This window comes from uncultured Gimesia sp., from assembly GCF_963976445.1.
Taxonomy (GTDB): Bacteria; Planctomycetota; Planctomycetia; order Planctomycetales; family Planctomycetaceae; genus Gimesia.
Genome location: NZ_CAXBKP010000047.1, coordinates 1 through 13,025, shown reverse-complemented (window position 1 = coordinate 13,025; position 13,025 = coordinate 1). Strand labels below are relative to the sequence as shown.

9 protein-coding genes are annotated in these 13,025 nt (G+C 46.2%); 3 read left to right on the top strand and 6 right to left on the bottom strand.

What is annotated here, in order from left to right; all coding sequences use genetic code 11:
• The 3 genes from AAC022_RS26570 to epmA form a co-directional block, all read left to right on the top strand.
• The coding region (locus AAC022_RS26570; RefSeq protein ID WP_339736253.1) for a hypothetical protein at positions 1-2,219 on the top strand (2,219 nt) is incomplete at its 5' end.
• 44 nt (positions 2,220-2,263) lie between these two features.
• The gene (locus AAC022_RS26565; RefSeq protein ID WP_339736251.1) at positions 2,264-2,722 is read left to right on the top strand and encodes a DUF1499 domain-containing protein; all 459 of its coding nucleotides are present in this window, start codon (positions 2,264-2,266) and stop codon (positions 2,720-2,722) included.
• Between the two features lie 37 nt (positions 2,723-2,759).
• Complete coding sequence (gene epmA / locus AAC022_RS26560) at positions 2,760-3,821, top strand: EF-P lysine aminoacylase EpmA (RefSeq protein ID WP_339736249.1); 1,062 nt, start codon at positions 2,760-2,762, stop codon at positions 3,819-3,821.
• Between the two features lie 48 nt (positions 3,822-3,869).
• Here the strand turns inward: epmA and AAC022_RS26555 are convergent, their stop codons facing one another.
• The 6 genes from AAC022_RS26555 to AAC022_RS26530 form a co-directional block, all read right to left on the bottom strand.
• Positions 3,870-4,853 carry a DUF1559 domain-containing protein gene (locus AAC022_RS26555; RefSeq protein WP_339736246.1) on the bottom strand — a complete coding sequence of 328 codons (984 nt, stop codon included), beginning with the start codon at positions 4,851-4,853 and terminating at the stop codon, positions 3,870-3,872.
• Between the two features lie 347 nt (positions 4,854-5,200).
• A complete protein-coding gene (locus AAC022_RS26550) occupies positions 5,201-5,773 on the bottom strand; it encodes a 3'-5' exonuclease (protein ID WP_339736244.1) in 573 nt (190 codons plus the stop codon).
• Positions 5,774-5,908: 135 nt separating this feature from the next.
• Positions 5,909-6,382 carry a hypothetical protein gene (locus AAC022_RS26545; RefSeq protein ID WP_339736242.1) on the bottom strand — a complete coding sequence of 158 codons (474 nt, stop codon included), beginning with the start codon at positions 6,380-6,382 and terminating at the stop codon, positions 5,909-5,911.
• Positions 6,383-6,555: 173 nt separating this feature from the next.
• Positions 6,556-7,089 (bottom strand): hypothetical protein, encoded by a 534-nt coding sequence (locus AAC022_RS26540; protein ID WP_339736240.1) that lies wholly within the window; start codon positions 7,087-7,089, stop codon positions 6,556-6,558.
• Positions 7,090-7,375: 286 nt separating this feature from the next.
• Complete coding sequence (locus tag AAC022_RS26535) at positions 7,376-8,701, bottom strand: Gfo/Idh/MocA family oxidoreductase (RefSeq protein WP_339736238.1); 1,326 nt, start codon at positions 8,699-8,701, stop codon at positions 7,376-7,378.
• 176 nt (positions 8,702-8,877) lie between these two features.
• Entirely contained in the window at positions 8,878-12,834 is a 3,957-nt protein-coding gene (locus AAC022_RS26530) for an AAA family ATPase (protein ID WP_339736235.1), read from the bottom strand.
• Positions 12,835-13,025 lie beyond the last annotated feature (191 nt).

Below are 13,025 nucleotides of genomic sequence, written 5' to 3'. Positions count from 1 at the left end.
AAGCCACTGAAAACGAACAGTCTGAGAAAGCACTCACAGAACTCGAAGCAGAACGCGAACAGCTCGCCGCGCAGCAGACAGGGCTGGACCTGCAGAAGCAGGAACTGGTAGAGCGGGAACAGGCACTAACAGAGCAATCAGAGCAACTCGAATCGCTTCGCGAAGAACTCAACCAACAGAAATCCACACTGGAAATAGAGCAGGCATCAAAAGCCACTGAAAACGAACAGTCTGAGAAAGCACTCACAGAACTCGAAGCAGAACGGGAACAGCTCGCCGCGCAGCAGACGGACCTGGAGCAGTATCAGTCAGAGTTGGATCTACAGAAACAGGAACTGACGGAACGGGAACAAGCACTGGCAGAGCAATCGGAGCAACTCGAATCACTTCGCGAAGAACTCAACCAACAGAAATCTACGCTGGAGTCAGAACAGGCATCAAAAGCCACTGAAAACGAACAGTCTGAGAAAGCACTCGCAGAACTCAAAACCGAACGCGAGCAACTCGCTGCGCAGCAGACGGGCCTGGAGCAGTATCAGTCAGAACTGGATCTGCAGAAGCAGGAGTTGACGGAGCGGGAGGAGCAGCTGGTAGCCCGCGAGCAGGAAATGAAGATAGAAAAAACGACCGACGCAGCACTCGATCAGAAGGCAGAATCACTTGAACTGGACAGGCTGACAGAACAACGGGAAGAGTTGGAGCAACTACGTGCTGAACTGAAACAGCAACAGGAAGAGTTAAAAAGTCAGTCAGAGCAACTCAATGCACAGGAACAACAAGCACCAGAGCAGGAACAAAGCAACCAGGATCAGCAGTCAACGCTTGATGAAATCTCCAAAGATAAAGAGAAGCTGTCGCTGGATCATGATCAACTGATGATTGATCGTGAAGAGATCAGTCGCCAGAGAGACAATCTGGAATCACAGCGGATACAAATTCAAAATAATCAGGGAGAACTTGAAGATCGTGAACGCATCATTCAACTTCGTGAGCAGGAGTTAGACGAGCGTGAAAGCCTGATGGCAGAAGTAGGACTGAATCCGAAAGAAATGTCAACCAGCCCTGCCTCGGAGACTGAAAGCCTGGAACCTGATTCAGCGGAAGCAGGAATACCACTGGCGACCGGTTCTCTGCTAGAGTCGTTCATGAAAGACTCATCAAGTGACGAGCCGGAAACCCACGAAGAACCGGCAGCAAAGTCTGGCAGCTTACTCGATTTATTTACGAAAAACCCTGCCCCTGAAACAATCGATTCGGGACAGACCCCTGGCCAGAATTCCGCAGAGCCAGAACAGATAATTGAGCTTGATGCAACAACGGAGCAGGAAGACACACTTGAAGCGGCAGCCCCAGATGATTCCGACTCCATCGCCGCTTACATGGAAAAATTATTGGAACGTTCCCGCGGCGAGAAATCGGGAGCTAACGGCACATCTGCATCAGCTCAGCCCAAAACCAGTCACTCTTCGACCACAGTCAATCCGAAATCAAGCTCACAAACAGAAACGAATTCCAGCCTGGTAACCGACAGCCTGCCAGGGGATCAGTCCACTTCAGCCAGCATGTCCATGGAAGAAAAGCTGGAAACATTAAAGAAAGCCCCCACTCACTCCCAAGACAAAGACGCAGTCCGTGACGCCATGAATTCCTTCCGGGATGTGGCCAACTATTCCGCCCGGATGGCAATTGCCCGGCATTCGTTGAAACATCAGAAAACCGACCTTGTGTTTAAAGGCGTGTTAATGGGGGTTTGCGTTTTAACAACCATTATTATCTTCGCGGAATGGTTCTGGGGCGCGAATAGCCTGGGAATTTTTAAATGGGCTGCGTTAGCGGTCAGCATTGCTTCTATTGCCCAGTTCCAGAGAGGCTATCAAGAGGCAAAGCGATTATTCCCAGAAAAAAAGAAACCGCTGTCAAAATTGCCAGACCAAACTGAAACAGTGGCTGGTGCTGGCATCGTAGAAGAATCGATGGAACAGGCAGAGAAATTGGAAACCGTAGCAGAACAGACGGAGACGCCTCCGGTAGACACGTTAAATAGCATCAAAGGGATTCAAGAGCAGTTAGAACAGTTGTCTGCAGAAGAGGACGAGCTACAATCACTGGAAGAACAGTTAATGAAAAGTGCCCGTTCTAAGAGCAATCGGGGCGACTCAACTACCAAGGAAGAGAACCAACGTGAGTTCTCTGATCCTGAACAGGACAAAGACCAATAACCACTCCAGATCAAGCAACATCCAACAGGAGGCGTATTAGAAAAATGATTCTTTTCTGGTGCGTCTCTTTTTTATTGGCTGCCTATCTCGGCATTATTCTTTGGAACACTCTGAGCAGTCCCCCGACGAATTTAGGGATCGTCGATCAACGCTTAAGCCCTTGCCCTGACTCACCCAATTGTGTCTGTTCCCAAGACGCGTCTCCCCCACATGAGATCGCACCCCTGACATATTCCGGTTCCCAAGCGGAAGCATTACAGCATTTAACGGAAATTCTCAGCACGCAACGCGGATGCCAGATCGTTCGTCAGGACGAAGATTATCTGCGAGCAGAATTCTGTTCGCTCGGTTTTCGATTTGTCGATGATGTTGAGTTCCTGGTCGATTCGCGTCAGAATGTGATTCACGTTCGATCTGCTTCTCGTGTGGGTTATTCCGACCTGGGAGCAAACCGCAAACGAATTGAAGCCATTCGGAAACGGTTCGCCAACAGCAACGACTGAAACTCAGCCTTCTCTTATTGAAACAGCGTCTCTGATTATGAATCAGCCCATCCCGGAATACCTTCCCAGCGCATCAATGGAAACATTACAGCAACGCAGTCGTCTGCTGCAGGCAATTCGTGCGTTCTTTGAAGCACAAGGCTACTGGGAAGTAGAAACGCCCATTCTATCCCGCGATTGTGTGGTTGATGCTTATATCGACCCTTTTACTGCCGGCTGGCATTCCGAGGAGGGATGTGAGAGTTCTGACGCGAACGTACCACCGGAAACACGCTACCTGCAAACCTCACCCGAGTTTGCCATGAAGCGGCTGTTGACGGCGGGCGCGGATCAAATCTATCAGATCACGCACACCTTTCGACAAGCCGAACGCGGGGAACGACACAACCCGGAATTTTCCATGCTGGAATGGTATCGGCTGGAAGAAACGCACCACGACCAGATGACGTTTGTTGAAGCACTCGTGCGGCAAGTATTTGAGACGGCCGCTTCCCTTTCTGATCAGAGTACACGACCGGAACTCCCCTCGCAGCCCTTTAAACGTTTCAGTTACGAAGACGCGTTTCTGAAATACGCAGGCCTGTCTGCGTTGACGTCAACGGCAGAAGAATTTCAACAGACGGCGCTGCAGCATCAAATTTCGGTTCCCTGCGATTTCGATACCACAGATTGTTTGAGTTGGCAGAACTTACTGCTGGTGGAATTGGTCGAGCCCGCACTCAACCAATGCGGGGCTGTGTTCCTGTATAATTTTCCTCCCCAGCAAGCCGCGCTGGCACGGATTCGCCATGATGACAAGCTAGGACCAGAGGGAGTCGCCGAGCGATTCGAACTGTATCTGCAGGGAATGGAAATCTGCAATGGCTATCACGAACTGACGGATGCCGCTGAATTACGGAGACGCATCGCACAACAAGCCAGCCTGAGAGAAAAAGAACATCGCCCTGCACTGCCTGCAGAAAGTTATCTTCTGCAGGCGATGGAAGCGGGCTTACCCGCCTGCGCGGGCACCGCTCTGGGTGTTGATCGGCTAGTTATGTTAGCGCTGGGAAAACAGACGCTACAAGAGGTCATCGCGTTCCCCTTTGACCGAGCCTGATCTATGATCATCAACAAATGACTGCTTACTTAGAGTCACTCTTAGAGTTTACCACTCTCCTGTAACCCGTTCTCCATCGTTTCGGATACAGAGTTGGCGAAAGAGATTGGTATCAATATTTTTGGCCATCGATTTTGCAGAACCATCGGCTAAGGCAAAATGAGCTAAATCATCGTGCCGGGAACCAAACGTGAGGTGGAACGCTTGAGTCACTTCCGGTGTCCCATCAAAATTCTGATTACCATGATATGTAGAACCGTCACTCGCTTCAACAAATCCTGATACAGCACTATGGCTGTCTGCCCAGAAACCAAAGGAAGATTCACCAAACATCAGTGTGTTGGTCTGCCCGTCTGAAATATCGTTGAGTTTGGTGGCACTGTTGTTACCAAACACCCCTCCCTGAAAGTTAGCGGTGAAAGGAGCGTAACCGGTAAACCCTTCCAGGCGTCCTCCCACTCCTCGGTAGCTGGAATACCCCAAACCTCGGGGACGGTTCGAAGGCATCGTTGCACTGGGACAAATATAACTCGCAATGGCAACCGTACTGGCGTTTTTACTGTCATCCGAAAACTTGCTTAAGTTGTAATTAATATTGACGGTCCCCTGATCCATTTCTGCCAGAATCAGCGCTTGCCAACCCCAAAACGGAGAAAGTTCCCACTCGGTCAATCGATACTGCTGGCCCGGGCCTTGGGCGGTAGCACCGCGGACAGGGAACATGACGGGTTCGGGAAATGCCACATTTGCGTTCGCGAAAGAAGTAACGGGAGCACCATTCGTATCTAACTCGGTCCCATCAATCCAGCCTGAGGGAAAACAGCGGAATGAACTCTCATAGTTGAAAGCCGCTAGACTCAATTGCTTCAGGTTATTGATGCACTGAGTACGACGGGCGGCCTCTCTTGCACGCTGGATGGCAGGCAGCAGCATCGCTGCCAGCAAAGCGATAATCGCCATCACCACTAATAACTCAATCAGAGTAAATCCACGGCGAGATGAGTGCTTGGAATTCGGAACTGTGTTGCGCATCGATAACTCCCTTAATATGATTATCGTTTCCCAGCCTGATGCAGTTGTGATGGGACTTTAATTTCAATAGTGGCTTTGCGAATGGTATTAGCTTAAGATCTATTTTCTACCCTGACAGCAACGAAGTCAATTATGAATCCGCTGTCAAACAGGCAGTTTGGCCCAGAACCTATGAACAGTTCATTATAAACGGTCAGTCAGACGAAAGCAAATAATGCCTCTGAATAACTTCCTCCTTTTTGCAGATCGGACCGCGAACCATCTCCCTGATAATATAAAAACAGCGGAAGTGAGCAGAACTCTGGCGACATTCCTCTATAACGCAATGCAGGACACTTAGTCTACCACTATTTCTTCCCCATAATCCAAGGCATCAACTTTGCCATATTGCGGGCATCATCAATGCCTCGATGATGCGTTCCCTCTAAAGGGATCCCCGCCAGTTTCAAAGCACGGGCCATTCCATGATTTTTAGGATAACCCTGAGACAGGGAAAACTGTTTTTTGAGATTGAGATGGTCAGAAGGAAAGGGATACGGAATCTGGTGGTAATGACAGTCCTGTAAAAACTGAGATTTGTCATAATCGCCCCAGGAACAGAACAGGGCCGCCTCATACGAGGCCAGCCACCCTTGGATGCGAATTATCGCTATCGGAAACAGCGGTGCAGCGGCGATGTCGGACTGCTGAATTGACGTCAGCTCAGTACAGAACTGCGTTAATTGCGGATGCCGGACCGGCTGAATAAACGTCTGAAATTCATCGACCACGGACAGCGAATCACGCTCCACCATCACCGCCCCGATTTCAATGATCTCCATCTCATTGCGGGGAACAGACCGTTGATCGCAGCACGTTGCTTCCAGATCGATGATTAAATAATACGGATACCTGGAAAAATCTTCCTTAACCTGACTCATGTTTAATTCTTTCTGTTGAGAAGACCTGCTTCGCTTCTAAGATGATTTTATGCTTGTTTTCTTATGATTCCCGTAACGACAAACTAAAACGGGAGCAGGTTCACTTCGTCCGCTCTTCACAGTCGTCGACTTCATTCAGACAGCGATAAATACCGAAATGTTCCGCCGCCTTAACACCCAGCGCAGTCCCGGCTCCAGGATCAACAACAGCACACACTGGGCCCCCCAGAGACTCATAATGACAACTTCATTCATTACCTCTTCATGAGCCGTCGCAGATGGATGTCGGTATTGAAAAATCAGATAGAAGCCTTTCATCACCAGCGTCAGAATGAGCAGACGCAACATAAGCGATGGTTGAAACGGGCATTGCTTCTCACTCCAGAACAGCAGCGCCAGATCTCCCGCCACCACCGGCAACCAGAGAGGAACAAACAGATACAAGACCAGAACCGAGGCGAAGCTGGATCCCGCCAACCTGAAGGCAACGGGCACAACCGCCGTCGCGATCACACACGCCACCAGAAACGCGACGTAAGGGGGGCGGGGCAAGTCAATCAGACGTTGATACCACCGGGTAAACGTCGGCATCGCTTCAACAAGTTTCATCGGCGGGTCCCTCAAACATAAAACGGCGACTCACTTTACGTCAAACAACTGACGTATTTCCGAAACCGTTTTCGGGCTAAATCAGTCAGCTAGAGTCAAAGGCGTGAACCAGAAAGAAATATCACGGAAAAATGAACGGTTCGCCATTTTTTAAAAATCGCTGCCAGTCCGACTTATTTCACTGGGGCTAAAGTCACTTCAACCCGCTGAATCGGCAGATGCGCGCAACCTTTAAAACGCAATGCTTCTGAATTATATCGGGCCGGCGCCATGCTAAAGCCGAAATACTGATTAGCCGCAAGATTCCGGGCATCACCACAGATGTGTGACCGGCTCTGCAGAATATTTCCACATTCATCCAGCAGCCGGGCGGTCACGCGAACCTTACGATCACCAGGTTTGCCGGGAAACACAAACGTCAAGCCGATGTTAAATTCATCATCGTGCCGACTGGTATCGAGACACCGTACCTTAGCTAGATCTGGAACATTCAGATCCAGTTTCCAAAACGTTTTTCCGGAAACCAGTAATTCACTGACATAGATGCCTTCGCTTTTACCATATGCTCGCGTCGAAAAAGGGCCATCAGCAGAGACCGTCACATCAGGCTTACCAGCCCACGCGTTATGCAAAGCAAACAGAATTAATAATGGTGCTGTCCAGAATAGACGCCGCACAGCGTTTTTTGTTTCCAATAGCGGGGCCATTCGACAACATCCTTTCTGTCTTCTGATAAAACGAAAAACTGACGCATACCGAAGTATAAATAATTTGAAACAAGATCCCAATACCGGAATGAGCTGGCCACAACAAGGCCCGTCAGCTAAGGAGATATCTAAGCGAGTTGCTGAGCGAACGTATCAGCCATCTCATGCCTTTGTAAGACAGCAGTGAAACGGCGCAAACCGGCATTTCGTGTCTTTCGTGGTAGCAAAAATCGACATCGGCATCACCGCCCCACAAAACCCAGCCAGTTCTGTCTCGTTACTCGGCTTAATAAAACTTAGTCTTGCCGGGTAAGGCGACGGGGGCGACTTGTAACGGTCCGAATGTGTATTCCGGTGGCATCAGATCTTCCTGGGAATTCCAGGCCTGTTCCCAGGTCACGCTTTTTCCGGTGTACGAGGCCATGCGTCCCATGATGGCCATCAGCGAACTTTTCGCCGCGTACTCACCATTGCAGAGTGGCGAACTAGTCCGAATGCTGTTGAACAAAGCCGCATGTTCCTGCACGTACGGCAGATCCTGCACTCCATTTTTCTTGCGGCCGCGGGCTTGGCTGTAACGCCAGGTTTTCGCACCGCTGAGTGTATTCCGATTCAAATCGGCGGTTCCCTTTTCGCCGAACACATGTTGCGACGTGTTGATGTCGGTGCCATCCTGCTGGCGACAAAAGGCAAAACAACGTTGTCCGCCGCTATATTCGTAACAGATGGCATGATGATCAAAGATGTGGCCGTAGAGCGGATCGGTCCGCGACTGTCGGCCGCCCAGCCCGAAACATTTGACCGGATATTCTTCCTGCATGACCCAGGACATCAGATCGAGTCCATGCACGTGCTGTTCCACCAGTTGGCCGCCCGAGAGCCAGGTGAAGTAATACCAGTTGCGCAGTTGCCATTCCATGTCACTCCATTCGGGCTTGCGGGGATGTGACCAGAGACCATTGATATTGTAGTTGGTCTGCAGAGTCACGATCTTTCCCAGTTGACCGTCATGAATGCGGCTGACCGTTTCCTGCATGGCCTTGCTGTAACGCAGCATCAGGCCCGACATGATCGAAAGCTGTTTCTGTCTCGCCAGTCGGCAGGTTTCCATCACCGAACGCACGCCGGGGGCATCCACGGCGACCGGCTTTTCAGCAAAGACATGTTTGCCGGCTTCGATCGCGCGTTTCAGATGAGCGGGGCGAAAGTGCGGAGGCGTGGTCAGCAGCACGACATCGACGTCGGTATTTAATAACTTTTCATAGGCATCAAAGCCGACGAACTCCTGACTCGGCTCGACGGCATACTGATCGCCGATCGATTTTTGAATCCGTGCGGCACTCGCTTTGAGTTTGTCTTCAAAAATATCCGCCAGCGCCACAAGTTGTGTATTCGAATCGGCCTGCATTGCATTAACCGCGGCACCAGAACCGCGGGAGCCACATCCAATCAGACCGACGCGCAACGTATCAGCCTTGTTTCCAGCACCAGCCCAGACAGCAGGCGCCACAGCCAACCCCGCCGCGGTCGCTGTACCCGCTTCGCGGAGAAACGTTCTGCGTGACACAGAATGGTTTTCGTCAGGGGAATGATTCTCTAAGTGATGACTCATTTCCATCGTCTCCTGGATTCATGATTGCAACAGACTTTCGCTAGTATCCAGCATGACAGAATGCAAACAGGATGTCCAGCAGAGAGGTGGAGGTGGATAAAGGAGTTTTGGAATGGGCTATTAAGGGTTATTTCACTTAGAAGAAAAATAAAATTGATGAGTAGCATTTTATTCTTTCAACTCCATTCCTCGTAAATCACCCCCAGGATCTCCGTAGCGCTTTCAATCAAAGGAATATAATGATACGGATCATCCTCTAACTCTTCAGTTCGTAGAATGAACGATTCTCCTATCCCTCCAATCGAATCAAACTGTCGTACGTGTTCGCCATTAGGTAAGTTTAACTGCTTTCCAACTCGTTTAAAAAGGTCTCCATCACTGGTCCCTAATCCTAAGATACAACCTTCCCTTTCAGAATATTCGGACGGCAATATTTTACTACCTCCTAGCAATATTTGACCTTCCAAAGCCAAAGGTAAAGCACTTGTTCCTTTAAGGCTGAATGCTTTTTCGACCTTTTCTAAAATCTTACATTTATCATCTGGAAGAGCATCTGAATCCGTTCTTCTGAAATCTGACGAATCATCCAGCAATACTCCCACCACTTTATATAACAACACTTCGTCCTTTCTCAAATGCAGCGGAGGGCACCGGCGAGTGGGATCACTAGATTCTCCTATTAAAGTTACCATTTCATAATGATTTTCCGTATGAATAACTCTTCTTACAAGATACTTTTCTTGATGCTTAGCGATTACCCAGCTTTGATCCTCTGGGATTGAATTACTAGCCTCAACCAATAAACGTGTATTTGGCCTTGCAGCAAATCCCATATTGTCAGTTTTATTAAAAAATATTGCATGGTTCCTTAACCACTCTGGAGAATAGAATTCTTCTGATTCATTTTCACTCTCATTCGACCTATCTCCTGAGGACGCAGCTAGAGAAGCAACTAAGGGTACATGCAAACTCAAGTTATATTTTTCTAGCTCTATAACAGTTTCATTTAAATTCTCAAGAGGCGGTTCTCTTCTAATCCACCTCTCATATTCTTCACGAGCAAACTCAACTAGTTTTGTTATTTTTCTCAACTCATCCTTAAGTTCATACACTTCGTTATACGTAATACGAACGGCATTGTGATGATGAGACTCGTTCAACAATCTGTAAATTTCACTGCCAGACTGAAGTGAAGGCTCTCGAATCAATTCTGTAAATACTTGGCTAGAAAAAACCAGAGCACCTTCTTTCACTCTTTCAACAATGGCAGTGTAATAATTTGCAAAAGTGGGTTTTTCTGGTAGATTATTTACCGGGTAATCAAAAAAATAACTCAAACAACTCTCAAGATATATCCTTAAAGAATTTAGGTATTCTTGAGCTGCTTGATGATCATTTTCATGTTTCTCAAAATGATTTCTTTTTTTAATTATTTGTGTAATTGATTCATTTAAAATTAGAACTTGATGATTCCCAGTAGCAGGTAATATTTGCCTGTGATCCACATTGATATCACCTGCTGCTTTACAAATATTTTTTGCAAACTCTGGGTCATTTGTCGTCAGGATAATTCTCGCATCATCTTTTACCATTTTCGAGATCGCTGCTGCCAATCTCCATTTATTTGTTGAATCGAATAACTCTTGAATATCATCTAATAAGAATATAGATAATGAACTGTGCGATTCTTTTAAGTGCATCCAAAAAGAAAACATCAATGAAATTAAGGTCGCACGAAGATCAGAAGCATTACAAAAATGATGGGCTTCCGCACTTGTACCACTAAATTTTGCGTGAATAGCTAAACTCGAATCTTCTTGAACTTTTGTAGATTCAACCTGAGGTGCATTCGTATAAGATGGTTTATACATCTCTTTTTTGAGTCGAATGGTATTATCAGACAAAGGCTGCATTACACTTGCAACCTGCTGATTTACCAATTCATCGAGACAAAATAGTTTTTCAATCTCGACCGAAGCCAGTTGATACAATCCTTTGCTATGTTCCAGACGACTCCGTTTTTGTTTTATCCCTGTTAACTTTTGCGTATGACTTACTGCATACCGAAGCGGCTCTTGTGAGGTGATAAGATTTTTAAGTACCGTCAATCGTTGCAAGATAGTTGAAAATTCAGTTACGACGAAATCATCTACCTGTGCTTCAATCGATTCCTCATTTCCAACGATAGAATCTAATGCATATTTAACTTTAGTCTTGTGAATACGAAACCACTTCTGGTATTCAAGTACCCGATAAACCTGCTTTACAGTTTGTCGCAAAATATTTTCTTCAGAAAGTTTTGTGCTGAACAAGTCTGGTACTACTGGCTCATCAAAACGTTCTAGTCCTGAAAGATGTTTTTGACAGAGTGCTTGTGTCGCAATCCTCAAAGATGACAGAGAACCTGAAAAGGTTCTAAGCACATACAATTCCTCAACGAGAGCTTTTTGAACTAACTCGCCAGGATGTTTAGGCAACACACTTTGTGCTTCAATTGGAACCGCACCTAACATTGACAATAAAGAATTGGCTGAAGCTTGACTCCATTGCTCGACAGAGTGCTCTAGATGGTGTGCTTCATTTTCTAAAAAATGTTGGATTTGATCTAATACTAGACCACCAGTAACGGGGTCTTCCAAGCCTCTCATATTTGTATTACATACCGGACACTCTTCTGAGAGTTGATACTTACCCCCTTGCTCTTTAATCCAAGAACTAAGCTTAGCATACAATCGAACCCTTGCTGTTAGTTCATCCCTCTCTGATAAACTTGATATTTCCGCTAATTGCTCTGCAAGCTGATTTAAATAAGAGATTATTTCTTCCTGAGTTTCATCTGAAATATTTTCTAAAGCAAAAAGCCTGTCTAAGCTTTTTAAATGGGTTGAATGATCTGTGAATTTTAGTAGCGAGATCGCAGGTGTTATATTATCTGTTAAGTCATTGCGTTGATTCGTATCCTCTGGATCAAATACTTCACCGAGAATTTCTTCAGCTTTTTCAAGTGCTTTTATTTGATGCGACGTGAATTCCTGAGTGAGATTTTTTAGTTCCAGTTCACATTCTATGTCGGCTGGATGAGGTATCTTGTATTTTTCAAAACGCTCTTGATTACTCTGAAAAATCCTAGCGAGATTCTCCGCTTCATTTCCATAGTCTATGTCGATGCTTTCAATTTCTTGATCGCGATCGTCAGAGAGAGCTTTATCTAATTTATTTTTTGATTTTCGTGCGTGTGTAACCAGAAGTTTTAATTCACTAAAACCTGTCAATTGAGCAATCGCACTACTAAGGTCATTTTTCTGTTCGAGCTGCAAATATGGAATCTGGCCAGTGATACGTGTGCCAATTTCGCGTGCTATAGGGATTAGGTCTAATTTCGAAAAGTCAGGTTTTTCTTCGATTATCTTTTTTCCGTTTTTCTTCCGTTGCAACGATCTCTTTAATGTCACTTCCTTCGTCATGTTTTCATTTGCAAGTATTAACTCTACCCACGTATTGATTGGTAGCTCTTTTTCCTTATTACTTTGCAATACTTCTGCAGAAGGAATTGGTGTAATTTTCGCTATTTGATATTTGCTAGATTCTGTCTTTCCGACTAAATCGTCTGAAAGCCATACATCGAAGCCTGACGCCCCATCTTCTGGCTGTTTTTGAGAACGATATATCTGGCCGGTTAAACACCAGCATATAGCTGAAAGAAGTGAACTTTTCCCTGCCCCATTATTCCCTTCAAAAACTGATAGTTTTTTTTCACACTCATATTCAAAAATGGTTGGTTTTTCTGCTACTTTTTCATTTCTATGAATTCCTCCAAATTCATTTACTCTGATTTTTTTTAAGTGCCACTTTTCTTTATCTGACTCCCTTTTTAAAGACTGAGGTTGCGGGAGATCAGGAGGCTCAACCTCAAGTTGTTTGACAATGCTTTCAACATCTTCTTTTTTATTTTGGCCGTGCCACTTCTGACGATTTTTAATGTACCAAGTTAATATTGAGCGTGCCTTACCTGAATTTAATTGCAGCACATCCCCTTTTTCCCCATATCGTACTCCGCGACCACTCACCAATTCATTACAAAGAGAATCTAAAGTATGAACTTCGAGATCGGTGAAATCTGTCTCACTTGGCATACTGAAATCAATCTATGTCAGAAACCACGAAATATGTCAGTCATCCTCATCAATATACATATCAACAATAGAACAGATAAATAAATCGCTTATCAACTGAAATACACCACAAAGTTTTAGATTCGTCATTAGTAAGGTACGTAAAAAAGCCTTACTCTGACATTTCTGTCTGAGTAAGGCTTTCATATAGC

Bases quoted from the DNA above. Each gene is read 5' to 3' on its own strand.
- AAC022_RS26565 (WP_339736251.1), top strand. From the start codon at position 2,264: ATGATTCTTTTCTGGTGCGTCTCTTTTTTATTGGCTGCCTATCTCGGC.
- epmA (WP_339736249.1), top strand. From the start codon at position 2,760: ATGAATCAGCCCATCCCGGAATACCTTCCCAGCGCATCAATGGAAACA.
- AAC022_RS26555 (WP_339736246.1), bottom strand. From the start codon at position 4,853: ATGCGCAACACAGTTCCGAATTCCAAGCACTCATCTCGCCGTGGATTT.
- AAC022_RS26550 (WP_339736244.1), bottom strand. From the start codon at position 5,773: ATGAGTCAGGTTAAGGAAGATTTTTCCAGGTATCCGTATTATTTAATC.
- AAC022_RS26545 (WP_339736242.1), bottom strand. From the start codon at position 6,382: ATGAAACTTGTTGAAGCGATGCCGACGTTTACCCGGTGGTATCAACGT.
- AAC022_RS26540 (WP_339736240.1), bottom strand. From the start codon at position 7,089: ATGGCCCCGCTATTGGAAACAAAAAACGCTGTGCGGCGTCTATTCTGG.
- AAC022_RS26535 (WP_339736238.1), bottom strand. From the start codon at position 8,701: ATGAGTCATCACTTAGAGAATCATTCCCCTGACGAAAACCATTCTGTG.
- AAC022_RS26530 (WP_339736235.1), bottom strand. From the start codon at position 12,834: ATGCCAAGTGAGACAGATTTCACCGATCTCGAAGTTCATACTTTAGAT.